Annotated in this window: 25 protein-coding genes and 2 pseudogenes; 1 reads left to right on the top strand and 26 read right to left on the bottom strand. The window is 40.6% G+C overall.

Translation table 11 applies throughout. From position 1 onward, the window contains the following. Window positions 1-125: 125 nt before the first annotated feature. The 9 genes from hbs to KFQ09_RS18370 all read right to left on the bottom strand — a co-directional run bounded on the left by hbs (window position 126) and on the right by KFQ09_RS18370 (window position 7,824). A complete protein-coding gene (gene hbs / locus KFQ09_RS18410) occupies window positions 126-404 on the bottom strand; it encodes a non-specific DNA-binding protein Hbs (RefSeq protein ID WP_003215863.1) in 279 nt (92 codons plus the stop codon). Window positions 405-778: 374 nt separating this feature from the next. After that, window positions 779-2,257: a stage IV sporulation protein A gene (gene spoIVA, locus KFQ09_RS18405; protein ID WP_008344534.1), complete on the bottom strand. Its 1,479-nt coding sequence runs from the start codon at window positions 2,255-2,257 to the stop codon at window positions 779-781. A gap of 205 nt (window positions 2,258-2,462) precedes the next feature. Next, window positions 2,463-3,188, bottom strand: a complete 726-nt coding sequence (locus tag KFQ09_RS18400) for a hypothetical protein (protein WP_007500961.1) — start codon at window positions 3,186-3,188, stop codon at window positions 2,463-2,465. Window positions 3,189-3,206: 18 nt separating this feature from the next. Beyond that, the gene (locus KFQ09_RS18395; RefSeq protein ID WP_008344530.1) at window positions 3,207-3,410 is read right to left on the bottom strand and encodes a DUF2768 domain-containing protein; all 204 of its coding nucleotides are present in this window, start codon (window positions 3,408-3,410) and stop codon (window positions 3,207-3,209) included. 267 nt (window positions 3,411-3,677) lie between these two features. Next, the gene (locus KFQ09_RS18390; RefSeq protein WP_050827350.1) at window positions 3,678-4,715 is read right to left on the bottom strand and encodes an NAD(P)H-dependent glycerol-3-phosphate dehydrogenase; all 1,038 of its coding nucleotides are present in this window, start codon (window positions 4,713-4,715) and stop codon (window positions 3,678-3,680) included. Window positions 4,716-4,729: 14 nt separating this feature from the next. Beyond that, entirely contained in the window at window positions 4,730-6,040 is a 1,311-nt protein-coding gene (gene der, locus KFQ09_RS18385) for a ribosome biogenesis GTPase Der (protein ID WP_008344528.1), read from the bottom strand. 159 nt (window positions 6,041-6,199) lie between these two features. After that, window positions 6,200-6,394 (bottom strand): capping complex subunit for YIEGIA, encoded by a 195-nt coding sequence (locus KFQ09_RS18380; protein WP_008344527.1) that lies wholly within the window; start codon window positions 6,392-6,394, stop codon window positions 6,200-6,202. Window positions 6,395-6,400: 6 nt separating this feature from the next. Beyond that, on the bottom strand, window positions 6,401-7,285 hold the full coding sequence (locus KFQ09_RS18375; RefSeq protein ID WP_007500964.1) for a YIEGIA family protein: 885 nt from the start codon (window positions 7,283-7,285) through the stop codon (window positions 6,401-6,403). Next, window positions 7,282-7,824 (bottom strand): YphA family membrane protein, encoded by a 543-nt coding sequence (locus KFQ09_RS18370; protein WP_050827352.1) that lies wholly within the window; start codon window positions 7,822-7,824, stop codon window positions 7,282-7,284. The genes KFQ09_RS18375 and KFQ09_RS18370 overlap by 4 nt, the downstream gene beginning before the upstream one ends. A gap of 178 nt (window positions 7,825-8,002) precedes the next feature. On the opposite strand from KFQ09_RS18370, the gene KFQ09_RS18365 reads away from it, so the two are divergent. Next, window positions 8,003-8,134 (top strand): YpzI family protein, encoded by a 132-nt coding sequence (locus KFQ09_RS18365; protein WP_008344525.1) that lies wholly within the window; start codon window positions 8,003-8,005, stop codon window positions 8,132-8,134. Window positions 8,135-8,307: 173 nt separating this feature from the next. Here KFQ09_RS18365 and fni read toward each other — a convergent pair whose 3' ends face one another. From fni to KFQ09_RS18280, 17 genes and pseudogenes are all read right to left on the bottom strand, one after another. Then, complete coding sequence (gene fni, locus KFQ09_RS18360; protein WP_255835867.1) at window positions 8,308-9,375, bottom strand: type 2 isopentenyl-diphosphate Delta-isomerase; 1,068 nt, start codon at window positions 9,373-9,375, stop codon at window positions 8,308-8,310. A 14-nt stretch (window positions 9,376-9,389) separates the two neighbouring features. Further along, complete coding sequence (rpsA, locus tag KFQ09_RS18355) at window positions 9,390-10,541, bottom strand: 30S ribosomal protein S1 (protein ID WP_008344519.1); 1,152 nt, start codon at window positions 10,539-10,541, stop codon at window positions 9,390-9,392. Between the two features lie 223 nt (window positions 10,542-10,764). Next, the gene (gene cmk, locus KFQ09_RS18350) at window positions 10,765-11,442 is read right to left on the bottom strand and encodes a (d)CMP kinase (protein ID WP_017359766.1); all 678 of its coding nucleotides are present in this window, start codon (window positions 11,440-11,442) and stop codon (window positions 10,765-10,767) included. 71 nt (window positions 11,443-11,513) lie between these two features. Further along, on the bottom strand, window positions 11,514-11,696 hold the full coding sequence (locus KFQ09_RS18345; protein ID WP_008344514.1) for a YpfB family protein: 183 nt from the start codon (window positions 11,694-11,696) through the stop codon (window positions 11,514-11,516). Between the two features lie 63 nt (window positions 11,697-11,759). Then, window positions 11,760-12,407, bottom strand: coding sequence for a flagellar brake protein (locus KFQ09_RS18340; protein ID WP_007500975.1), 648 nt, complete (start codon window positions 12,405-12,407; stop codon window positions 11,760-11,762). A gap of 102 nt (window positions 12,408-12,509) precedes the next feature. Further along, window positions 12,510-13,859: a germination protein YpeB gene (gene ypeB / locus KFQ09_RS18335; RefSeq protein ID WP_074041972.1), complete on the bottom strand. Its 1,350-nt coding sequence runs from the start codon at window positions 13,857-13,859 to the stop codon at window positions 12,510-12,512. A gap of 16 nt (window positions 13,860-13,875) precedes the next feature. Next, a complete protein-coding gene (sleB, locus tag KFQ09_RS18330; RefSeq protein WP_045034327.1) occupies window positions 13,876-14,796 on the bottom strand; it encodes a spore cortex-lytic enzyme in 921 nt (306 codons plus the stop codon). Window positions 14,797-14,928: 132 nt separating this feature from the next. Continuing rightward, on the bottom strand, window positions 14,929-15,585 hold the full coding sequence (gene prsW, locus KFQ09_RS18325) for a glutamic-type intramembrane protease PrsW (protein ID WP_008344507.1): 657 nt from the start codon (window positions 15,583-15,585) through the stop codon (window positions 14,929-14,931). Between the two features lie 154 nt (window positions 15,586-15,739). Beyond that, a pseudogene (locus KFQ09_RS18320) lies at window positions 15,740-16,710 on the bottom strand (YpdA family putative bacillithiol disulfide reductase). 124 nt (window positions 16,711-16,834) lie between these two features. Continuing rightward, complete coding sequence (locus tag KFQ09_RS18315; protein ID WP_007500982.1) at window positions 16,835-18,109, bottom strand: Glu/Leu/Phe/Val family dehydrogenase; 1,275 nt, start codon at window positions 18,107-18,109, stop codon at window positions 16,835-16,837. Between the two features lie 196 nt (window positions 18,110-18,305). Then, window positions 18,306-18,884, bottom strand: coding sequence for a genetic competence negative regulator (locus KFQ09_RS18310; RefSeq protein ID WP_007500984.1), 579 nt, complete (start codon window positions 18,882-18,884; stop codon window positions 18,306-18,308). A gap of 164 nt (window positions 18,885-19,048) precedes the next feature. Beyond that, a pseudogene (locus tag KFQ09_RS18305) lies at window positions 19,049-19,836 on the bottom strand (metallophosphoesterase). Window positions 19,837-19,923: 87 nt separating this feature from the next. Further along, the gene (locus KFQ09_RS18300; RefSeq protein WP_007500988.1) at window positions 19,924-20,376 is read right to left on the bottom strand and encodes a DUF2663 family protein; all 453 of its coding nucleotides are present in this window, start codon (window positions 20,374-20,376) and stop codon (window positions 19,924-19,926) included. Window positions 20,377-20,440: 64 nt separating this feature from the next. Next, window positions 20,441-21,202, bottom strand: coding sequence for a LysM peptidoglycan-binding domain-containing protein (locus KFQ09_RS18295; protein ID WP_017367515.1), 762 nt, complete (start codon window positions 21,200-21,202; stop codon window positions 20,441-20,443). Continuing rightward, complete coding sequence (locus KFQ09_RS18290; protein WP_008344498.1) at window positions 21,147-21,788, bottom strand: CPBP family intramembrane glutamic endopeptidase; 642 nt, start codon at window positions 21,786-21,788, stop codon at window positions 21,147-21,149. The genes KFQ09_RS18295 and KFQ09_RS18290 overlap by 56 nt, the downstream gene beginning before the upstream one ends. Then, window positions 21,785-23,293, bottom strand: a complete 1,509-nt coding sequence (locus KFQ09_RS18285) for a RecQ family ATP-dependent DNA helicase (RefSeq protein ID WP_255835866.1) — start codon at window positions 23,291-23,293, stop codon at window positions 21,785-21,787. Before KFQ09_RS18285 ends, KFQ09_RS18290 begins: the two co-directional genes overlap by 4 nt. Further along, window positions 23,286-24,338 carry a YpbB family protein gene (locus KFQ09_RS18280; RefSeq protein WP_255835865.1) on the bottom strand — a complete coding sequence of 351 codons (1,053 nt, stop codon included), beginning with the start codon at window positions 24,336-24,338 and terminating at the stop codon, window positions 23,286-23,288. Before KFQ09_RS18280 ends, KFQ09_RS18285 begins: the two co-directional genes overlap by 8 nt. Window positions 24,339-24,588 lie beyond the last annotated feature (250 nt).

The raw sequence follows: 24,588 nt of genomic DNA, 5'->3' as shown, positions 1-24,588 counted from the left end.
AAAGGAGAGCGTTCTAAACAAACCATTTGATTCAAAAGGAAAAGCCCCTTATCAAAGGGGCTTTTCTAGACCAGTGTGAAACTGTATATGTATAACTCCTTCAATAGGATCATTACACATAACGATTATTTACCTGCCACCGCGTCTTTAAGTGCTTTACCTGGTTTGAAAGCAGGTACTTTGCTTGCAGGGATTTCGATCTCTGCACCAGTTTGTGGGTTACGTCCTTTACGAGCTGAACGCTCACGTACTTCAAAGTTACCAAAACCAATAAGTTGGATTTTGTCACCATTTTTAAGTGCATCTAAAATTGTATCAAAAACAGAATCAACTGCTTTTGTCGCGTCTTTTTTAGATAACTCGCTTGCTTCAGCAACCGCGTTAATAAGTTCTGTCTTGTTCATGCCTTTCACCTCCTCCCAAAAATATGCATTCAATAGATTGTTATCATTTCTTCACAATTCATCTTCTTTCTATACACTTTTTTTGAAAAAAAGAGCGTCTAGAAAGCGTCATACATGGCTTTTCATTAGAAAACTTCTCTTTGAAGGAATGTTTGTCCAACAAAGTGAAGATTTTCTGTAAGTAGATTAACACATATGAAATACCATATCAAGCATTTTAAAGGGAAGAATCCTTATTCGTCAAGGATTAAGGGCACTTTTGCGAACGAATATTCCTAATTTCAGCCTGAATCTGACTAATCTTTATACAATTGTCTTTTTATGACTTCACCCGCACGCAAAAAAAGACCCCCATCAATGAGAGGTCTCACATCCTATAGAATAATCGCGATCAGACCGCCTGATCCTTCGTTAATAATTCGTTCAAGCGTTTCCTTTAGTTTATACCTTGCATTTTCCGGCATCAGCGAGAGTTTTGCTTGAATGCCTTCTCTGACAAGCGAGCTGAGTGAGCGTCCAAATATATCGGAATTCCAGATAGAAAGCGGATCATCTTCAAAGTCTTGCATTAAGTATCGGACGAGCTCTTCACTTTGTTTTTCTGTTCCGATAATCGGCGCAAACTCACTTTCTACATCTACCTTAATCATATGAATAGATGGCGCGACTGCTTTTAATCTGACGCCGAATCTTGATCCTTGCCTAATGATTTCCGGCTCATCTAAACTCATATCCGACAAAGCTGGTGCCGCAATTCCGTATCCAGTCTGCTTCACCATTTTTAAAGCGTCAGACACTTGATCATACTCCGTTTTCGCATGTGCAAAATCTTGCATGAGCTCAAGAAGGTGATCTTTGCCCCTAATTTCCACACCAACCACTTCTTTTAGGATATGATCATATAGATCATCCGGCGCATACAGATCAATTTCTGCGATCCCCTGACCCATTTCAATGCCTGCTAAGCCTGCTCTTTCGATAAAATCGAATTCACTGAACTGACCTACCACTCGGTCAACATCTCTTAATCTCTTAATATCCTTGACGGTTTCTTTCACTGAATCCTGATAACTCTCTCTTAGCCAATGATCTTCTTTTAGTACCATGACCCAGCTTGGCAGGTTCACATTCACCTCAAGCACTGGGAATTCATATAATGCTTCACGAAGTACACTGAGGACGTCTTGTTCTCTCATACTTTCGACACTCATCGCGAGTACAGGAATATCATATTTTTGACTAAGTTCCTGCCGCAGCGCTTCTGTTTCAGGGTGATAAGGTCTCACAGAGTTGATTACCATAATAAACGGCTTTCCAACTTCTTTGAGTTCGTCAATGACACGTTCTTCTGATTCAATATAGTCATGTCTTGGGATTTCTCCAATTGATCCATCTGTTGTAATCACAACACCAATGGTGGAATGCTCTTGAATGACCTTGCGTGTACCAATTTCCGCTGCTTCATGAAACGGGATTGGTTCTTCATACCACGGCGTATTAATCATTCTCGGACCATTTTCATCTTCATACCCGCGTGCACCAGGCACGGTGTAGCCTACACAATCGACAAGCCTAATGTTGACATCCAGGCCGTCACTCACGTGAATGGATGCCGCTTGATTTGGCACAAATTTTGGTTCTGTGGTCATAATGGTTTTTCCTGCTGCGCTTTGCGGCAATTCATCCTGTGCTCTTGCACGGTCTGCCTCATTATTGATATTCGGGAGCACCACGAGCTCCATAAACTTTTTAATAAACGTAGATTTCCCTGTACGAACAGCTCCAACGACTCCTAAATATATATCGCCTCCTGTTCGTTCAGCGATATCCTTGAAAATATCGACTTTTTCCAAGTGATCCCCTCCCGGACTTGCTATCCTCGTTTTCAAATAAAATACTCTATACTTCAATCAAACGGTGCTTGAAAGGTGTCAGGACAATATATGTGTATGACGTTGTCCTATTTGAATATGACACCTTTTTTGTTTTGAGAGTATGTTTAGCCATAAAAAAACCTTTCTCCTCATTTATATGCAGAGGAGAAAGGTTCATTCTTGTTTATGACGTCTTTTTTTCTAAAAAAGCCGGCTCACCTTTTTTGTTGATCGTATATGGAACAGAAAACGCTGGTACAAACGGGGTTTCCTGCCAATAGACATCTTGAATATTTTCACCTGGTTTCAGCTTTTGTTTCGTATTTTTCAAAATCTGGGCAAAATCACTGCGATAGTCAACATAGATTTCGCCATTTGAGGAAATCAGTAATGGAAGTGATTCACCCGTGACAGGGCTCGTCACTGTAGGCGGTGCTTTTAACCCTAGTTTTTTTTCATTTAACGTATATAAATCTTTAGATACTACTTTGCCATATGGCGGATATGTATGTTCATCTTGATATATTTTGATCCTTAGACGTAATTCACTGATCGTTTGCGTCATTTTGACATCAAGCAGTTTCACCGTTGGGTTTTGTTCGACGTCTGTGAGGACATAGATATATTCGCCCCCGCCTTCAAAAGATGTCGACGGTACATCGTGTAAATATCTTGGTGACAGACGCTTAAAGTCAATGACATACTTCTGATAAATAGGTGTGTCGCCTTCTTTTGTTTCAATGGGTAAAAGGCCATTTGTCGCTTTTTGAAAATCTTCAATTGCGGTCTGCACACTTTGCAGCTGCTCTTTATATGGCACGCGGTTTTCAGCTTTACGATTCTCTGGATAGAGGCACCCCGTAAGTAAAATAAGTGTTAACAGCATGACACTGATTTTTGCTTTGATCATCACATTCTTCCTTTTTCTTTATTCATTGACTGGTCCGCTAAATACAACTAAAAACACAATGATACCTGATATGAGCATTAAGCTGTACGCGACAGTTGAGGCTGTTATTTTCAGAAACCGGCTCTTCAGCTTAAACCTACTCAGATAAATGGTTACAACGGCTAAAAACATGAGCCCCATTGAACCAAGCGCAAACCACATCTTGATTAAAGCAAAACTCATCGTGCCTGTCCCCCTTTAATACAAACGAATTGTAAGCGTTTATATTTCATTCTAAACCAAAATTAAGTAAAATATCAATCATTTTTCCAATCAATTCAGAAAAAAGTGCATAAAAAAACTGAAGCAAAGAGGGGGACTCTGCTTCAGTCATTAGGTCGACTATTTTTCCTCATTCTGTAGAGGCAAAGCTCTATTCAAACTTCATTGTTATGTTATGCAAGTCTTCCCCTTCTTGCATCCTCTACACGCCTAAGTTCAGTCTTCCAATTATTTTGTTTGGTTTTCGAACATGTTCACAAGGTCTTCCATCTCATGTGTTTTCACACGTGCCATTAAGGATTCTACAGCATCGTCTACCTTTTTCCCTTCAAATAGGACGCCGTAAAGAGCCTCTGTAATCGGCATGCTGACCTTGTATTCTTTGGAGAGCTGATAAGCGCCTTTTGTTGTGCGGACGCCTTCGACAACCATCCCCATTTTTTCAAGCACTTCTTCGAGCTTATATCCTTTACCGAGTAAATTCCCGCAGCGCCAGTTACGCGAATGAACACTTGTACATGTGACAATCAAATCTCCAACACCTGTTAATCCGGCAAACGTAAGAGGGTTTCCTCCCATTTTTGTGCCGAGGCGGGCGATTTCAGCAAGACCCCTTGTGATGAGCGCTGCTTTCGCATTATCACCATATCCGAGTCCGTCTGTGATCCCTGCCGCAAGAGCGATGATGTTTTTCAGCGCCCCGCCAATTTCCACCCCAATCACATCAGGGTTGGTGTACACTCTAAAATGATTGTTCATGAACAAATCTTGAACAAATTGAGCTGCTTCAATATGTTCTGACGAGACAGTAACAGTTGTCGGATGACGCAAGCCAACTTCTTCAGCATGGCTTGGTCCTGACAGGACAACAACTGCTTCTCTTTTCGCTTCCGGGACTTCTTGTTCAATCATTTGAGAAATTCTAAGAAGTGTATCTGGTTCAATTCCTTTACTGACATGAACAAATGGCACCTTTGACGTAATGAACTCATTTGCCTGTTTCAATACTTCTCGAATGGCCTTTGTTGGCACAGCGACAATAATCGTATCTGTCCCTTCTAGTGCCTGTTTCATATCTGTTGTCGCTTGAATAGACGCTGGCAATGCAACATTAGGCAAGTAATCATGATTTTCATGTTTCTCATTGATTTGATCAATTAATTCTTGTCTATGTCCCCACATGTGTACATCATGATGATTATCAGCTAATACAAGCGCAAGAGCTGTTCCCCAGCTCCCTGCTCCAAGTACTGAAATTTTCTTCATCCCGCTCACCCTTTTTATTTTCTCGCTCTTGCAAATATTTTAATTGGTGTTCCTTCAAAACCAAATGCATCTCGAATTCGGTTTTCTAGGAAACGCTCATAAGAAAAGTGCATAAGTTCTGGATCATTTACAAACACAACAAAGGACGGCGGTTTGATCGCCACTTGTGTTGCATAGTAAATTTTCAGACGCTGTCCGTTATGGGTCGGCGTTGGGTTCATCGCTACAGCATCCATGATAATATCGTTTAGAATGTTCGTTTGAACGCGCATCGCATGATTTTCACTAGCGGTAATAATTGTTGGCATTAACGTGTGAATTCTCTTTTTCGTAAGAGCAGACATGAATAAGACAGGTGCATAATCAAGGAATTGAAAATGCTCGCGAATATTTTGCTCAAATTCCTTCATTGTACGCTCGTCTTTTTCAACAGCATCCCACTTGTTCACAATGATCACAACGGCTTTACCCGCTTCGTGTGCGTAGCCGGCAATACGTTTATCCTGTTCAATAATGCCTTCTTCACCATCAAGAACTACAGCGACAACATCCGATCGATCAATGGCTTTTAACGCACGAAGTACACTGTATTTCTCTGTTGTTTCATATACTTTCCCTTTTTTTCTCATACCTGCTGTGTCGACAATGACAAAGTCACGTTGGTTGTACGTAAACATTGTATCTACAGCATCTCTTGTTGTACCAGCGATGTTGCTGACAATGACACGTTCTTCACCGAGCATCGCATTCACCAAAGAGGATTTCCCTACATTTGGGCGGCCGATTAAGCAGAACTGTACCACTTCTTCATCATACTGTGTATCTGGTAAGTTTTTGAAATGCTCTGCGACAGCATCAAGCAGATCACCTAGACCGAGTCCGTGCGTTCCAGAAATCGGATACGGTTCGCCAAATCCAAGTGCATAAAAGTCATACACGTCGCTTCTCATTTCAGGGTTGTCCAATTTATTGACAGCAAGTACGACAGGTTTTTTCGTGCGATATAAAATTTTTGCGACTTCTTCATCCGCAGATGTGACGCCATCTCTTCCATTGACCATAAAGATAATAACATCCGCTTCATCCATTGCGATTTCAGCCTGATGGCGAATTTGCGCCAAAAACGGCTCATCTCCAATATCAATTCCACCAGTATCTATTAAATTAAAGTCATAATTTAACCATTCAGCAGAGCTATAGATTCGATCTCTTGTTACACCAGGTGTGTCTTCTACAATCGATATTCTTTCGCCTGCGATTCGATTAAAAATTGTAGATTTTCCAACGTTGGGCCTTCCAACAATGGCTACGACAGGTTTACCCATAGTACCCTTCCTTTCAATCCAGCCGCGATTCAATATGTTCATCATCATGTTTCAACCGGGATTTATAATTTTCATTCAGTTTTATGAAATAAACCCTTCAAACATGAAGGGTTCAACTTATATATTATATCAATTTTTAATCAGACCACAATGAATAACTTAAAAATGTTTGACAATCAAATAAAGATCTTCTCCAATGCCGTGTGCAATTCCATCTAAAATGGCCTCTAAATTCATGGCATACATGTCGAGCTCTTCTTTATTTTCACAGAAAAAAACGGCTGTTCCGCCAATGACCCGCTCTTTATTTGTTGTCGCCACAGCCAATATAAATTGTTCAATGGTGTTCGCCATGCCCTATTACCTCACTTTCTTTTTAATGAAATCTGTCGGCATTCTAATAGCATTTTCTAAAATAGGCACCTCTTCTAATACACGGACAGCTAAATCTTCACGCTGCCATTGCGGTAAAATGAATACGCCAAGTGTGCCATTATTCAGATCACGTTTTGCGAGCGGACAAAGCGATGGTTCACCAGAATCTCGGTATACACCAAGCACGTTGGATAAATCAAATAAGATAGCCTGCCGCTGCCCAAGGTTTGCGATGGTTGTGGCCGAGTTAAAATTCTTCGGAGTCAAGATGAACCCCATTCCATGCTCTAAAATCAATTTTTGCTTTTCAGGCAGCCCGATATTCATAATGTAAATATCATTTACGTAAAGTCCTGCGCCGTCAAAGCGAAGTTCCCCTTTTTGAATATTCACGATATCCTTTAATTGGCTCCCTGACATTAATAGTTTTGCCATGAAAAAACAAAGAATACCGACCACTGTCCCAACGACGAGCGAGAAGAAAATACAGGCGGTCGTTGTAATAAGGGCAGTAAGAATGGCAATATAATTTCGACTTTCAAAGGCGATCGCAATGCCTTCGATATATGTACTGCCTCGTGAGACAAGCTCATACGAATCCATTTGGGTCAATGTATTTCTTTCCATATTACGCACATCACGAAATTGCGTGGCTGCAAGCGTCAGGAAGGTAATGGCAGTGAATTCTTCCTGTATCAGCGCAGGCATAATAATAGCACCAAGGCCTGATGCAATAAAACCTAGCGCAATGTGAATCACTTGTCCATGAATATATGTGGGATATTGCCGATAATCAGTTCTTAGCATATAAAGCCTAGCCGCCATCCCAAAGATGACACCAATAATCACAGGAAACGTGTAATCCGTCATGTTGATTTTGCAGCCCCTTTTACTGGTTTTCTAGATGAACGGGTGTTCAAGAGTTTTTCAAGCTGACCTACACCTAATAGAAAGACAGCTCCTTGAACAGCCATGGAAAGAAACGAGAGATCTCCTATGACAATGGAAGATGTGAGGCGATGAATCGTAAGCGCATAAAGGGCTTCCCCCAGACATATAGCCATCATCCATAAAGTGATCCGTTCCGTTAACTGATGCCCATATGTTAAACACATCAAGATCAGCAAGGCAAATACAACCCAGTCCACCTTTATTATCGTGAACCAAACTGGATCATATAATGCAAAAATCATAAAAAAGGCATACGCACTGACCATTGAACCTAATTGCATGATTCGCATGATTCGATGAGCAGGCCGAAAGATCACGAATGACATGCAAGCATATAAAAAGGTCAACAAAAATCCTGCATTGATCCTAATGTCTAAAATAGAAACCATGACATGACTGCATATAATATGAATGAGAACACATACGCCTAGCACATTGCGCCACGTGCTTTTCTCCATGATAAATGTCACCATAATCCAAACGAACCATATTGACCAATAATAGTACAATGCCTCCAACCCTCATCACCTCAATTACATTATGGGAAAATCTCCAGTTTTTAAACGTATGAGAAGGTGCGGGATTTGCATGAAATAAACAAGAGGTGACACCCTAATAGTTGAGGAGGGATGTATAATGGGTAAGGATAGACAGGAAAAACGCCTAAAGGCGTCAAGAAGAGTTGAATCTGACCGCGATCAATCCATTCATCACAAAGGGGCAACAACTTTAGAAGGCCCGGAAGACGCTCGCAAAAGAAATCAATAAAAAAGACATGTGATTACCACATGTCTCAGCGTGCAAACAAACCCTCGCATTCAGTGTCAGTCCTGCGCATTGGTGTTCACGAATGTCAAATTCGCTCCGCAAAAAGTAGCTGTCTTTCATAGACAAAAAAGTTTTCTTTCACGCTGAAAAGAAGACAAAGGGCTAAATTTCATTTAGTCCTTTGTCTTCTTATTTCTTAAACTATAGTACGTAGTATCCACGTCTCTTTCTTTCAGCCAATGACTTGTTTCCCCTGTAAGCACAATTGGAGCTTGCCGTAGCTCCTCAATAGTTTTCATGCCAAGTACTGTCATCAACATCTTCACATCATCTTGTAGATCAATGATATCAGAGATGAGGCCCTTTTCTCCTCCACTCGTCAGGGATTTTAAGAAAAAGCCGGCTAATCCAGCGGCAGACGCACCAAGAGCAATTGATTTTGTCACATCAAGTGCATCTTGAATGCCTCCAGAAGCTAGGACGGTTTGATCTGGAAAGGCTGTATGTACTTCAGCCAAACTCGCTGCAGTTGGAATTCCCCACTGGTCAAAATAGCGAAGTGCTTTTTGACGGCGCAGGTTCTCGATTTTAGAAAAATTCGTTCCCCCAAATCCACCTACATCAACAGCAGCAACTCCAGCATCAAATAATTTCTTTGCTGTTTCCTTACTCATCCCAAATCCAACTTCTTTGACGACAACAGGCACCTCAATTGATTCAGCAATGGCTGAGATCCGCTCAACAGCACCTCTGAAATCACGATCTCCTTCAGGCATGACGATCTCTTGAATCACGTTTAAGTGAATTTGGAGCATGTTTGCCCCCAGCATGTCAACGGCATCCCGTGCTTGCTGAATAGTCGCCTCACTGCCCAAATTGGCAAAAACGAGTCCATCTGGATTCACCTTTCGAACCACTTCATACGTACGACGTTCGTCTGCATCTTTCAGTGCAGCCATTTGTGAACCGACTGCTACTGGAATATTGGTTTCCTTCGCTGCGATAGATAAAGAGCGATTAATCTCATAGGTCGATTCTCCGCCTCCACCAGTCATTGCATTGATAAAAATTGGCGAACCGAAAGTCAGTCCGCCAATTGTCGTATGAGTATCAATTTGTGATGTCGCAAGATCTGGTAAACTGGCGTGAACGAAGGAAACATCTTGTAAACCTGTTGCTGCATGCTGGCCAGTCGACAAAGCATGCTCAATATGCTGTTTCTTTCTTTCTGCTCGCGTCAATTTTGATCACCAAATTATTTTAGTTTATTGAGTTTATCACCAATCAGGTCACCAAGCTGGAATCCGCTTGTATTTTCTTCTTTCGCCTGATATTGACGGTAATCCTCTTCGATTTGTTTTTCAGGATTCTCTTCTAATTCACGAATGCTAAGTGAAATGCGCTCTTCATCTTCATTGACATCAAGCACTTTCACTTTCACAGTCTGCCCTTCTTCAAGGACTTCTTGAGGAGTACCGATATGCTTGTGTGAAATTTGGGAAATATGCACAAGTCCTTCTACACCTGGCAGAATTTCAACAAATGCTCCAAAGCTCACAAGACGTTGAACGGTTCCTTCAAGAACATCACCTTGTTTTACCTTTTCACCAATTTGGCTCCAAGGTCCTGGTAATGTTTCTTTAATAGATAGTGAGATACGTTCGTTATCGCGGTCAACAGCAAGAACTTTGACTTTCACTTCCTGTCCTTCTTCAACAACGTCAGATGGCTTTTCGACATGCGCATGGGATAGTTGAGAAATGTGAACTAATCCATCAATGCCGCCAATGTCAACAAATGCACCAAAGTCAGTCAGGCGCTGCACTTTTCCATCAATCACACTGCCTACTGCAAGCTTTTGCAGGAAGTCTTGCTTCTTGTCTAATTGTTCTTGCTCAACGACTGCACGATGCGATAAAATCACGCGGTTTTTTTCGCGGTCAAGCTCTACCACAACAAGCGAGAGTGTTTTCCCTTTGTAGTCAGTGAAGTCTTCTACATAGTGTGCCTCAACAAGAGACGCAGGAATAAATCCGCGAACACCAATGTCGACCACTAGACCACCTTTGACAACGTCTTTTACTTCTGCTTCAAATACTTCTTTTGTTTCAAACTTTTTCTCTAGGTCTTCCCAAGCGCGGTCTGCATCAACAGCACGTTTCGATAAAATCAAAGCATCGTCTTCGACCTTTGTTACTTTAAGCTCTAACTCGTCGCCATCTTTCACGACATCTGATGCTTTTTCAACGTGAAGACTTGATAATTCACTGATTGGGATGATCCCAGGTTGTTTCACATTGACGATATCTACATTGACATGCTTGTCCTCAACTTTAGAAACAATCCCTTTCACTACATCTCCAACCTCTGGTACCTGAACATCGATTTGATTCATTTCCTCTGTCATTTCGATAACCTCCTTGGTCCAAACCTACACAGCTTAGTTAAAACGACTGGGTGAATATGTGTCCTTAGCATGATGATTGCCAGCCGAATATGTATTATAGAAACATTCAAATCAACAGAATTGCTTGAATGATCAATAAAAATAGTATTAGTATAAACTTCTAATAAAAGACCTTGTTTGTCAAGAGATAAACCTCTAACTTATAAAAGTTTTCTAAAATTTCTTACTGTTTTTCTACACGCTCTGCTGCATCTAAAATTTTACCTGCAACCTCTTGAATAGAAAGGGAAGTCGTGTCAATTTCAATGGCATCATCTGCTTTCTTCAGCGGTGATACCTCCCGCTCAGAATCAAGCTTGTCACGTCTTGCAATCTCTTCGATCAGCTGATCGTAATTGACATCATAGCCTTTTTTCTGATTTTCTTCAAAACGACGTTTTGCTCTTTCCTCTACTGACGCAAGCAAGAAAATTTTCACTTCTGCATCTGGAAGAACATGCGTGCCAATGTCTCTTCCATCCATGACGACACCGCCTCGGTTCCCCAGCTCTTGCTGCCTGCGGACCATTTCTTCCCTAACAGCTCGATGCTTTGCAACAACAGAGACTTGATTGCTCACACGGTCTGTTCTGATGTCTTCTGTGACATCGATCGTGTCTAAATGTACTTTTTGACCTTCGTCAGTTGACACAAGTTCAATGACTGTGTTTTTTAATAACGCATCAAGTGCCTGTTCGTCTTCAAGGTCTACGCCTTGATTGAGTGCTGCAAGTGTAATTGCGCGGTACATCGCACCTGTATCGATATAAATATATGATTTTTTCGCTGCGACAATTTTTGCCACAGTGCTTTTTCCTGCTGCAGCAGGACCGTCAATTGCGATAGATAATTTCTTTTTCATAATACCTCTCCTTGATTGAATCTCCCTTATGAATTGTAACACGATCACCGCTCAAACGGGTGAATTTTCTATCAATCCTTTTGCTTAAATGTCTCAATCCAATCTTCAATGCTCATGTTATTCACACCCTCGTATTGTACGACTTTTGACAAAAATAGTTCTCCTTTCGTCAAGTGAAGGGTGACCTGAACCGCCAAAAGCAGAATGAGCTGAATGAGCACTGCTTTGAATAGCCATCTTTCCATTGTTTTCATACAAAAAGCCTCCAACGCTAGATTCTTTCTCTCTAGTATGGAAGCTTTTGACAACCTTTATTCTTATACTTTTTTCACACGTGTTAGAAGCTGCTGCTGGAAGCAATACTTCATGATGTGCTGCTGGTGGTCGTTTGTGATTTCAGTAAATTCCATGATCGCTCTTGTTTTCCCCGTCTGTTCATCTTGATAAACACGATTCATTTCTGCAATCGCTTTAATTTTCACTGGTTCTTTAAGTGAAAGTTCAAACTCTGTGACGACCTCGCCATATTCTTTTAGTGAGACACCTTCTGGAACAGCAATTGCTACACCGCCAGCACTCATATTGACAATAAATGTGTCGAAGGTTTCTTCACCATTTTGCGTAATGGACGCTTTCACCATCGTATCCACTCGAAGATATTCTCTTCGCTGAAGCCGAATCATTTCTTCTTTTGGCGGAATCGAAACGACAATCATCGGGATATCTTCTTTTCTTTTCCCAATGACTTTGCTTGTACATTTGTATGGAATTTGATTTTCATCGAAAAAGAAGACGGTGATTTCTGTTTCTTGATTTAAATAGATCGTGCGCCCCGTTTCTTTATCAGCTGGATAATTAATGCAAATATCATCGTTATTATTTTCCAAAACTTTCGATTTTGCTGTTTTCACTTCTTTGTTCTCATTGACATACTCAATTGTGATTGCATCCCCTATTTGTAACATTCCTCATCACTCTTTTCATCTGTGAAATCGTATCCTCTCTTATATTAAACCATGTATAAAACAAAAGGAAAAGGCTTATTCGCCTTTTCCTCGCTTCCTTTTCTATAGGTCTTTATATATAGGTTCTGCATTTTTTAGTTTATCTACTCTTTCTTCTTTTCCAGTATCTGCATTAATGAACATTCGGTACGTGTCGTTTTTAATGGTTCCTAAAAACTCATAGCAGAGAACTTCCTCTGACATATCATTTTGAACAAGAGCTACATGTGTATCCTCGATCTTCACATGTTTATTTAAGGTCTTTTCAGCTTCTTTTTGAGAAATCTTTGGTGCTTTTATGTCACGTTTTCTGTGATTCATTAAATAGTCTTTCGCTGAGAATCCCACAACCTCACCATCATCTAAAGCGACTTTCATTCGAATACTATCTGGATAAAGCAATACGTTATTCTGTAAAGGTACATAGGTAAATACGCCGATATTATCGAATTGCGCACTCTCATCTAAATGAAATGATTCGGTATCGAATCCATGCTTCTTTAAGAAACTTAGTGCTTTTTCTGAGGCATCATTTAAACTGATTTTTTGTTTTTTCACTTCTCGGTTCTGAAGAAGATAGACAGGATGGCCGCCTTTTTCAGTCAAGTCTAAATAAAAGTTTGCCCGGTTGTCTGGGTCAGACATTGACAGGCTGTAGACATCACGGTTCGTTTTACTCCCACTTTTTCTCACCTTAAAATCTTTGTTGTGGTCAGGCGCGAATTGCTGGGCGATGCGAATCGCTTCTTTTTTTGAAATCTTTTGCCCTTTTAAGTGATTGTAGCCTTGCGTTTCTGATTCAGTTGACACATTTGTAGGGCCAAGATCAACATCTGCAAACGCATCAGCATTTCTTTCAACGGTTTTTAATCCGTCAATGATGGTGTTGTCGTTTTTTCGATCTCCATCAGCCAGTGCCATTTCAACATCCATCCATTTTAAATTTTTGTTGAGTACGAGATGCTGCACTTGTCTAAGTTCGTTTTGAATATCTGCCGCTTGATCATATAAAGTGGTAATGGTTTTGTGTGTATCTTTGTTTAATGGTTCATCTGATAAAGATTTAAGTGACGATTTGTAGCTAAAGTCACCGACATTCGCTAAAAACTCTTCTGTTTTGTTAAAAGGCATCAATGTGAGCGGAAGCTGACTGACATTGTTATGCGCTTCTGATGACATTCTCCATACATCTGCCAGTGCTGGAGATATAGATGTTTGGCTATTCATCGCAAGTGTTGCGCCAAGTTTATCGTGCAGCTGATCGACTTGATACGTTAAATCATGGAAGGCTCTTTGATAGTTGTTCTCTGCATGAAGCAGTACTGCATCTTTTTCTTGATGCTCTTTATAGCCCCAGTATCCTGTTGATATGACAGCAATTCCTAAAATAGCAATCAATATTCCTCTGATCATTTATTTACACCTCTTTTTATTCACAGAAAATATGTTTCCCGATTCGTTTAATTTGTGGTCTTCCCCAAATCCATGGGCTTGTTGCTGTATCAGGATTAAAGTAATAAACGGCGCTTTCAGATGGGTCCCAGCCATTAATGGCATCAAATACTGCCTTTTTAGCGGTTTCATTTGGCGCCATATAAAATTGTCCATCTGCTACAGCAGTAAACGCAAGCGGTTCAAAAATGACACCAGCAATCGTGTTTGGAAAGGTCGGGTTGTTTAAACGGTTTAAGATGACGGCTGCGATCGCTACCTGTCCTTCATAAGGTTCACCTCTCGCTTCACTATAAACAGCTTGTGAAAGAAGCTGAATGTCATTGCTTGAAAAACCACCTGGCATGTTGGCTGCTGTTTGTTTCGGCGTTTGATTTGCTTGACCATTTCCTGACTGATTTCCAGACTTCCCAGACGAGCTGTTTCCTCCGCTTTGACTTTTTTGATTCTCTTTTGCACCTTGTGCTGTCTTTTTTTGCGTGTTTCTTTGCGCAGGAGCCTTTGTTTGCTGATCAAGAGGTTTCCCGCCATAGTGCGTAAACTGATTCCCTTTTTGCAACTGCTGTTGCACAAACTCTTTATAGTATTTCGTCTTTTGAACTAATAGGCTTTTTGTTTTTTCCCCTACGAGTCCATCGACTTTCTTTACACCAAACTGGCTTTGAAAATTGCGCACGGCCCAGTAAGTTCCCCAGCCATACACACCGTCTATTTTTCCATTGTAAAAACCATTGTATTGGAGCCTTGCCTGGAGCTCGACGACATCTTCTCCTGTAGCTCCCCGCTGAATCACTTGATTCGTGAAAGCTTCACTTTTTTCAGCTGTCATCAATGAAGACGCGAGCAGAACAATTGAGAAGATAAGGACGATTTGTTTCATGAAACGAGCTTTGTCCATATTTGATCCTCCTGTACTTTTGATGTTTGAATATATGTTTCTTCCGATCCCTATTTTTATACATTCATCACAGGAGGGAATTGGATGGAAAAGACAAAAAACGCCCTAAAGACGTATAGGACGTTTTCCAATTTAAATTTGTACCATCTTCACCGCACGGGCTTTTTTGGCTTTCCGCAGACCAAACCACCATAAAAAAATCATGAACGGCAACATAATATATCCCCAATTTTTCATGCCAAGAAGAATGAAATCATATAAGCCATGAAAAAGGATAGGAAGTATTAAAGAGAGAATCAGCCATTTTCGCTGCTCTTTTTTATCGGAGAAGCGAGCTTTACCTATATAAAACCCCATCACCACACCAAATAAAGCGTGGCTTGATACAGGCAGCAAGGCACGTGTAAACGCGTACTCTACCCCATGACCCACTAAGTACAGAATATTTTCAAGTGTCGCAAATCCAAGCGAGACACTTGTTCCATAGACAATCCCGTCATAGTGTTCATCAAACTGTACGTGCGCATAGACACTGACCATTAAAATAAACCACTTTAATGATTCTTCTAAAAAACCCGATGTCACAAATGAAATCACGATAGGATTCGTGGCGATATTTTCCTCTTGGAGGACATACTGAATAAACATGGTTGGAAACACAAGTATGACACCTAGCATAAAAGATCTGATGACCATATGAACCGGCTCATTGTCGTATTGATCTTTCAAATAAAAATAACTTAAAAGTGCGATGCCGGGAGCTAAACCTGCTGAAATGATTGCGATCATAATCAGACCTCTTTCCCTACATTATCCTTTATTATCGTACCACGAATCACCCTTTTTTATATGACTCGAGCCCATTTTCCCAAAAATATTCTTCTATATAATCCCAATTTACATAAAAAAGAACTGAATCCCTTAGAAGGACCCAGTTCTTTTTTTACCCGTTGATTCTTTTGTTGATTTCTTCTGCAATCAACCCGCCATGAAATCTTCCATTTTCAATGAAAATTTCGTTGGCGTTGTTACCAGCTGCAATAACCCTGCAATGAAAATACCTTCTACATTTGTTTCCATTGTTTGTTCATTAAATGCTGGGCGGCCTGATTCTGGATCGATTGTTACACCCATTTTTTCTAAAAATGAATGATCAGGATGATAACCTGTCATCGCAAACACATAATCACTTTTCACTCGATCTGTTTGGCCCTGCTGGTTTGTAAAGACAATATCCTGTTCTGTGATTTCCTTCACCTCTGCACCGAACTCCATTCGAATGGTGCCATTTCGAACAAGCGCTTCAAACTCTGGTAAAATCCAAGGTTTGATGCTGGATGAATATTCAGTTCCTCTATATAAAACCGTCACCCTGCTTCCGCATTTCACAAGTTCCAGGGCAGCATCAACACTAGAGTTCTTCCCGCCGATCACCGTCACATCTTTATCAAAGTAGGGGTGTCCTTCTTTAAAATAATGATACACATGAGGAAGGTCTTCCCCTTTTACATTCATATAGTTAGGATGATCATAGTAGCCAGTCGCAATCACAACATAGTCACATGTATAGTCGTCTTTTGATGTATTTACCGTAAAATGGCCATCTTTTTTCGTCACAGCGTTTACCTTTTCAAAAGCATTCACACGCAGGCTTTTTCGTCTGACCACCTCTCGGTAATAGGAAAGCGCCTGAATACGAACGGGCTTCCGATTTTCAGTGATAAAAGCGACGTCACCGATCTCAAGCTTTTCACTTGTACTGAAGAAGGTTTGGTGTGTAGGATAATGATAAATACTGTTGACCACATTGCCCTTTTCAATCACAAGTGCATCAATCCCAATTTGCTTGAATGCAATGGCAGCTGATAGACCGCACGGGCCTCCTCCTATTATGATCGCTTTTTCTTGTTTCATTTGTTCCACTCCTGTCGTTTCACTGCAATAACAATTGCTGGGCTGTTTGATTCTTTGCATGATTCCATAAAAAAATCTCCTATTTAAGGATAGGAGATTTTAAGGCGCGATGCAAATAAGTCGCTTAAATCCAGCCTCTGAATCGAGAAGCTTCAGCCATTTTACGTACACCGACCATATATGCTGCTAGTCGCATATCAATACGGCGGTTTTGCGCCATTTCATAAATATTATTAAATGATTTCACCATCATATCTTCTAAACGAGTTTCTACTTCTTCTTCTGTCCAGTAGAACCCTTGGTTATTCTGAACCCATTCAAAGTAAGAAACAGTCACTCCACCCGCACTTGCAAGTACGTCTGGAACAAGCAGTACACCACGATCTGAAAGAATTTTTGTCCCTTCCAATGTCGTTGGTCCATTTGCTGCTTCTACGACAATTTTGGCTTTAATGTTCGCCGCATTATCTTCTGTAATTTGATTTTCAATGGCTGCAGGTACTAAGATATCACAATCTAGCTCAAGCAACTCTTGGTTTGTAATTGTATCATTAAATAATTTAGTGACGGTTCCAAAGCTGTCACGTCGGTCAAGCAAGTAGTCAATATCGAGACCATCTTCATCATACAAACCGCCGTAAGCATCTGAAATTCCTACGATTTTCGCTCCGGCATCATACATAAATTTAGCCAAGTAACTTCCTGCATTTCCGAATCCCTGAACGACAACACGAGCCCCATTGATGTCAATTCCTTTTTTCTTCGCCGCTTCTTTGATACAGATCGTTACACCTTTTGCCGTTGCAGTATCACGTCCATGTGAGCCTCCAAGAACAATTGGTTTTCCTGTAATAAATCCTGGCGAGTTAAATTCATCAATTCTAGAATACTCATCCATCATCCATGCCATGATTTGAGAGTTTGTAAACACATCTGGTGCTGGAACATCTTTTGTTGGTCCAACGATTTGGCTAATTGCGCGAACATATCCGCGGCTTAGTTTTTCAAGCTCCCTAAATGACATTTCTCTTGGATCACAGATAATACCGCCTTTTCCTCCGCCATAAGGAAGATCCACAATACCACATTTTAAACTCATCCAAATTGAAAGCGCTTTTACTTCTTTTTCAGTAACGTTCGGGTGGAATCGAATTCCGCCTTTTGTTGGACCGACAGCATCATTATGCTGCGCACGATAACCAGTGAAAATTTTCACCGATCCATCATCCATACGTACTGGAATTTTGACCGTTAATAGGCGAATTGGCTCCTTCAGCAATTCATACACTTCTTGCGGATAGCCCAATTTATCAAGCGCTTTATGTATGACGGTTTGAGTTGACTTTAAAACATCTAGCTTATCTTCTGCGTTATGAGCGGCGTTTTGATCGGCTGCCATTAAAATAAACCCCCTAGAAATCTTTCATGATCTACTGCTCCCTTTCAAGCAATAGTATACACCTTCGTACTGGTAAAGCAAAGGTAAAAAGCGTTTTTTATCAAAATAAAATATCAGCGTTTATAAATATAAAAATGGATATAAAAAAATACTGTTGTTTCATCACAACAGTATTAAATATAATAGAAAAAAGTGATTAAAAATACAGTTGAATCGTTTTCACTGCATCTTCCTGCATGATCACTTTTCCGTATTCTTTTAACCGGTGAATGGTTAATGTCGTCGGAGAACCGAACTCCGCTAAAATAGAAATGACTGTATCTGCAGACAGTTCTTCGAAATCATCTAGGCTGAGAAAATATTGACCTTCATAGTGGTAAACTGTACCCCCTAAAAGTCCAATACGACTTAAACTATGGGACAGTTGAATCACATCTTCAAACGAGGCAAATTGATAGAGCACATGCTTGCTCTCGTCGAGCTTGACTTGCATCTCAATGTAATCTTCATCAAACTCATCATCAGCATCTTCCTGCTGACTCTTTGTCACAATGACGACCATCCCCTGCGCCTGAAGAGAAAATACTTCAACAGCAATCGGTCCATTCGCTTCAAAACCGAGCTCCTGATTCGCTTCGTTCATCATGTCTTTAAACAGCTGATGAACTTTGAACGAATCTTTCCAAAGGTCTTCTTTCGTAAGACCTCGGTCTGTCAGATCATCTAGTGTGAGAAAAATTTTGATTTTATTATAATTCAGACGCTCTAGCCGCATAACGTTCCCTCCTGCCTCTTCTAACACACATCATACTGTAGTATATGAGATGATGAGTCATAGGTTCTTAATTTTGTATTCAGTTTACACTGTGTCAAGACGGAAGACAAGCATGAAGCTATGCTTACGGTGACTTTTATGGAAAATATTGATGGGGCATCAACTTAGCGCGTTTTTAGCGGCATTAAATAGATCAGATGGGTTTCTGGTTCTGCTCCAAGACGCATCGGAATCTTTGTTGTTCCGTAACCATTACTAATCAGAAAGAAAGCACCTTTGACTTGGCCTGTTCTTCCTTTTTCATACGGACCAAATTTCCCAATACGAATTTGACCCCCATGGGTATGACCGCTCAAAACAAGATCAATTCCCTCTTCTTCACTCATCAAATGATGCACATCTGGGTTGTGTGATAAAAGGATATTCACGTCTTCTTTGACAAACTCCGGCCGTATCGCTTCATAATCTGCTTTTTCAAGCCGGATATCATCGATTCCGCCTATTTTAATGGGCTGTCCTTCAAAATTCCACACAGCCGTCTCATTTTGCAATGTCGTCACCTGATAGGTATGGAGGATGTCTTTGAGTTTTTGCTGATGCAGCTCATGGTCGTTATTCCCCCACACAAAATACACCGGGGCAATCCTTGCTAAACGTTTCACATTTTCTTCAACTCTAGCATAAGGGACTCCCTTTTCAGCTAAGTCCCGCCGATCATAATGACATCAGGCTGCTGCTCTTTTACTTCCGCTAATAAAGTATCACTAATTAGACGGCGATGGGTATCAGAAATAAAGAAAATGACTGCAGGTCGATCTGACTGAAGTCCTTCTATTGTAAAGTAATGCTTTTTGATGTTGTTTTGTTTTGCCGTTTTCACCATTTTCGCTGTTACACACACACCTGTTGTCACAGCCGCTATGGCAGCAGTAAATCCGATGGCATATTTCATTATGAATGACTCCCTTGTATCAGCTTTCTTTTATAAGACGCTTGAATGAAAAAAGACGTTTCAACTGTTTAAACGTCTTTTGCTCATTTATTTACTTTCATAATAGAGATTGATATCATATTGCGTCTGCATGAAGTGGAAAACGGCCTCGCGCTCTTTCCATTGATTTGATTGAGGCCATAAATCTGTGCTTTTCTGTATAATTTCACATCTGAGCTTATGATATTCATCCTCAGCCTTTTCTTCTTTTTTCTTATAATAATACGATGCGTAAAAAGCAAACACTTCAGCCATGATCCAAAACAGAAACACCTCATGGCCAAGCAATGTGGCAATCATCGCTTCCGGCTGCAGGGAGCCCCCGCTATTAGCTGTTATCACAAAATAAAACAGAAGAATCGCAAGTGATAAAAGGGCTGTCCATTGCCACCTTTTGCATTGTTTTGCAAACCCCTCGTATTTGCGCTTCCTTTTGATCAATGTTTCAATCATTTTCTGTGTCGGCTGATCCATATAGCGGCTGATTGCGTGCAATGTCATCACATACACCCTTGTCCCTTTTTTCTACATATGTATGTGCTTTTCGATTCATTCATGTCAAATATTAATTTTCTAATGGGATATTCAATACTTGTCCGCTGTACACGCTATTTCCTTTTAAATGATTGTAAGCTCGAATTTTCTCTTCCCCTGATCGGTTTTGATAATACTTCATGGAAATTCGATACAAGTTTTCCTCTGGTCCAACAGTATGCTGCACGACACGAACAGGTTTTTCTTCCTGCTTCTTCTTCTCTTCTGCTTCTTTTCGCTTTTTCTCTTCCTGCTGTTTTTGAAGAGCGAGCTGTTGCTGCTCACGCTTTTTTGCAGCTTCGGCCTTTTCACGCTCAGCCTTCTCTTTAGCGGCTTGTTCTTTTTTCTTTTGCTCTGCTTTTTCTTTTGAACGCTGCTTTTCTTTATCAGCATCTTTCTTTTTCTTCTCATCATCAGACGCATCCGCTTTGTCAGCGCTTGAATCATTTTTTGTTTCAACAAGTGCTGACGGGACTGGATCTGTGTCAGCACTCGATGTTTTATCAATATAAACACCTTGATTGTTGTTATCGTTAATTTCCTTTGATGTGTAATAAATCAACAGGAAGAAAACCGTGACGACAATAATAGGAAAGATAATAGCCAGTGTCGTAAACAATGGATTACGCACCTTTTTGGTTCGCTGCTTTTTATATTCATGAAAATCTTCTCGTGTAGGAAAGTGAGAGTCATCTGAAGGATGCACTTTTTCTTCTTCAAGATTTTCCTCTACATCATCATGGATGTTTGTCAGCTGCTGCTTTTTTCTCTTCATTCTCGACATTTCTTCCATGTTCATCCCTCCCCCAATATTTAAAACGAATTTGACATGCAAAGACTAGGTCAATGACAAAGTGTGTCATGACAGGAACGAATAAATTTCCTGTCCACTCGTATAAAAGTCCTAAAAAAATACTAATAGAAACCACAAGGATAAACAAGAGTATTTTTGACAAGTAGCGAAAGTGAAGAAGTGCAAACACAATGCTTGCAATCTCCAGTCCAAATTGCTGCTGAACGATCCCGCGAAATAAAATTTCTTCTGAAAAGGCAATGAGTAGCGTTAACCAAACAATATGCGGGATGCTGCGGTTTTTGAACATTTTTTCATTTAATCCGCCATCATCGTACATATGAGCTGGAAACACCTTCATGACAATAGCGTCAACAATAATCACAAGCAAAGCGCCGCCAATTCCGTAAGTCAGGATACGCATATCTCGGATCTGCCATAGGGCTGTAAAATCAGTCCAATGATCAAACATAAACATCCCTAGTAAAAAAGAGACAATCAGCATGAGCAGCTGTGTAAAATACAACTGTTCTACTACTTGTCGATCGGTTAATTTTTCAATAATACGGCGATGTTGTTCAATCAATGCTGCGCCTCTTTTGTCAGATGAAATAGACGATCCAGCTCGGTCTTCCAGTGTTTCATTTCATTCAGCTCCAATGGTTGATCTTTTTTTTCGTAATCAGACAGGTCAAGTCCGCATGAAGAACAGCAGTTCCCAAAGGAAGCGTCCTCCGTTAGATCAAGCTGCTCATCAAAGTATGATAACAAAGATTGCCTAAAGCAGCGATGGCCAGTGATATGCTCTTTAAACTGCCACACTTTTTTTAGCTTTTCTGTTTGTCTATCCTGCAGCTTTTCTTTCAGCTTCTTCATGAGCAAACGGGGCTGTTCAGTTTGGTACATCGTGTAATAATGCGAGAGCATTCGCGCGCGCGTCTCCTGAAGCCCTGCTTCCATCAATTGTTCACGTAATTTTTTTTCATCATTGATCGGCATTTGTGATACTCGAGCTAAGAAAAAATCAATTTCTGGATCATCAAAACCTTCTGCTTGAATCAAATGACTTTGAATATCCGCATCCTCTTCTGTATATAACAGAACGCTCACACTATTTTTCCCGTCCCGTCCAGCTCTTCCAATTTCCTGCATAAATGCTTCAATTGATTGAGGCGGACTCATATGAATCACAAAGCGTATATTTGCTTTATCAATTCCCATTCCAAAAGCACTTGTACAGCAAATGAGATCAATTTGACCACTGATAAATTGCTGCTGGATCAGCATGCGGTCCCCCGACTCCATTCCGCCATGATAAAACTCTACACGCTGATGCGTTTTTTGTTTCACCAAACGTGAAATATCTTCTGTCATTTGCCGGGTCGGACAATAAATCAGCCCAGGCCCTTGAAGGGTTTCCACAAGCTCAAGTGCTCGTTTCTCTTTTGCTTCTTTCGTTTCTTGCGCCTCTTTTAATAGTGCAATATTCGGCCGGTTGACTGAATGAATATGAACATCTGGATGCTCTAGCCGCAACGTTTGCACAGTATCTTTTAAGGTTTGTTTCGTCGCAGTTGCCGTTAGTGCTAAGGCGACAGGATTGCCGAGCGCTTCTCTCCATTCTCCAAGCTTGGAGTATTCCGGGCGGAAATCATGTCCCCATTCCGATATACAGTGAGCTTCATCTACAACGAATAGACCCACATGCATCGCTTTGAGCTGCTCTAACAATACCTCTGACATAAGCGCTTCAGGTGCGACAAATAAAAATTTATATGATGGCAAATGCCGAATAATATGTCTTCTTTCCTGAAAGGACAGTGTACTGTTAAGCGCAGCCACTCGCTTTTCACCGCGCATTTTCATGCGTTCTACTTGATCTTCCATGAGTGATAAAAGAGGTGAAATGATCAGCACTAACCCGTCTGTCAAATAGCCCGGAATTTGATAACAAAGGGACTTCCCGCCACCAGTAGGAAGCATGGCAACCGTATCTTTTTGTTGAAGTACACTTCGAATAATGTCCTCCTGACCTGTTTTGAAGGCATCATAACCATAATATCGCATCAGCGTCTGATGAAGCTTATCCATTTGCTTTCACCATCCTTGTCAATGCCAATCGTATTTGAAAATAAGTAAATGAATGCTCGAGACTTTCTTTGATCAGCTTCATCTTGTTGGTTTGGAGCTGACCGGCTACCTCATGTATCGCCTTTTGAGCTTCACTGCTGACATATGGTTCAATCGAGAAGCTCGGCTCATGTATCGAGAGCTCCACAATATGATCTTCGATTGTCGCTTTTTTTAATGAACGAATATGAGCAATTTGATCAATACTGAACCCTTTTTGTACAAGCTCAAGCGTTTTATGGGTAGAGGTGGTCAGCACACGTTTGAATTGAAGATCATCTATCATTCGCTGGATGATCGGTGCCTCACCTTTTTGCGCACATTGAATAAAATAATGGAGCACATTCCAAAAAAGCAAGTAAACATACCATACATCTTCTTTCATCCATTCCGCCATTTGCAGGTACGTCCGTCCGATTCTTTCATTGGAAGTCAATGAATAAACAAAAAGCAGTGCCTCTTGATCAGTTAAATGAGCAAGAAGTGTTTCAAGCTCATGATGGATATCTTCAGAAAGCTTTTTCTTCTGGTGATATTGCGAGAAGAAGGATTTTGTCCAGTTTTGAACCGATATATCTCTTTGAATCGGCACATAGTGTTGTGACCCCGCTGCATGATGTGAAAGGACCTGCACAAGTAAAGACAGTCTCATCCATAACACCTTTGCTTTATCATGATACTTGGCACCATCAAAATAAACTGGCATCGGTTTTTCAGTGAAACACTGCCTGAGCATACTTATTCCTGCATCTGTGGCAATGAATGTATCCCCTGTCTTTCTAATGAAGTGCTGCTCTTTTAGCCTTTGTACAGAGCGGTTCAGCTGATCCCTCGTAAAAGCTGGATAGCAGCCGAAGTAGCTAGAAAGCTGAAACAAACTTGCATCCTGTATCGTTTGTGATGATTTTTTCCCTTTAAAAAGATGGTAGACAGCACTAATGGAGCGTTCGCCGTTCAATTTATGTACGCTGTCCATCAATATGACATCCAAGTAATGAATCGTCATTGACCAAAGCACCTGTCTTCCTGACAAAATTCGAATATTTTCTCCCTTTATTTTAACAGATTTCATTGAAGAAGAAATGTTTAAACTCAATTAATGGGGAAAGTTATGAACAAACCCTTATGTGATAAGCATTCTCAATCACTTTACAGTTGAAATGTGAATTTAAAATCATTACAATAAGGTTTGAGGAAATTGGTTTTTTATCGGTGTAACTAAAAAGGTTAAACCATTTGTTCCATCGAACAATCTG

Source organism: Bacillus sp. FS02, from assembly GCF_024398395.1.
Classification (GTDB): Bacteria; Bacillota; Bacilli; order Bacillales; family Bacillaceae; genus Bacillus; species Bacillus altitudinis.
Note: the sequence above shows the minus strand (reverse complement) of the source record. Positions and strands in the feature narration are given on the sequence as shown.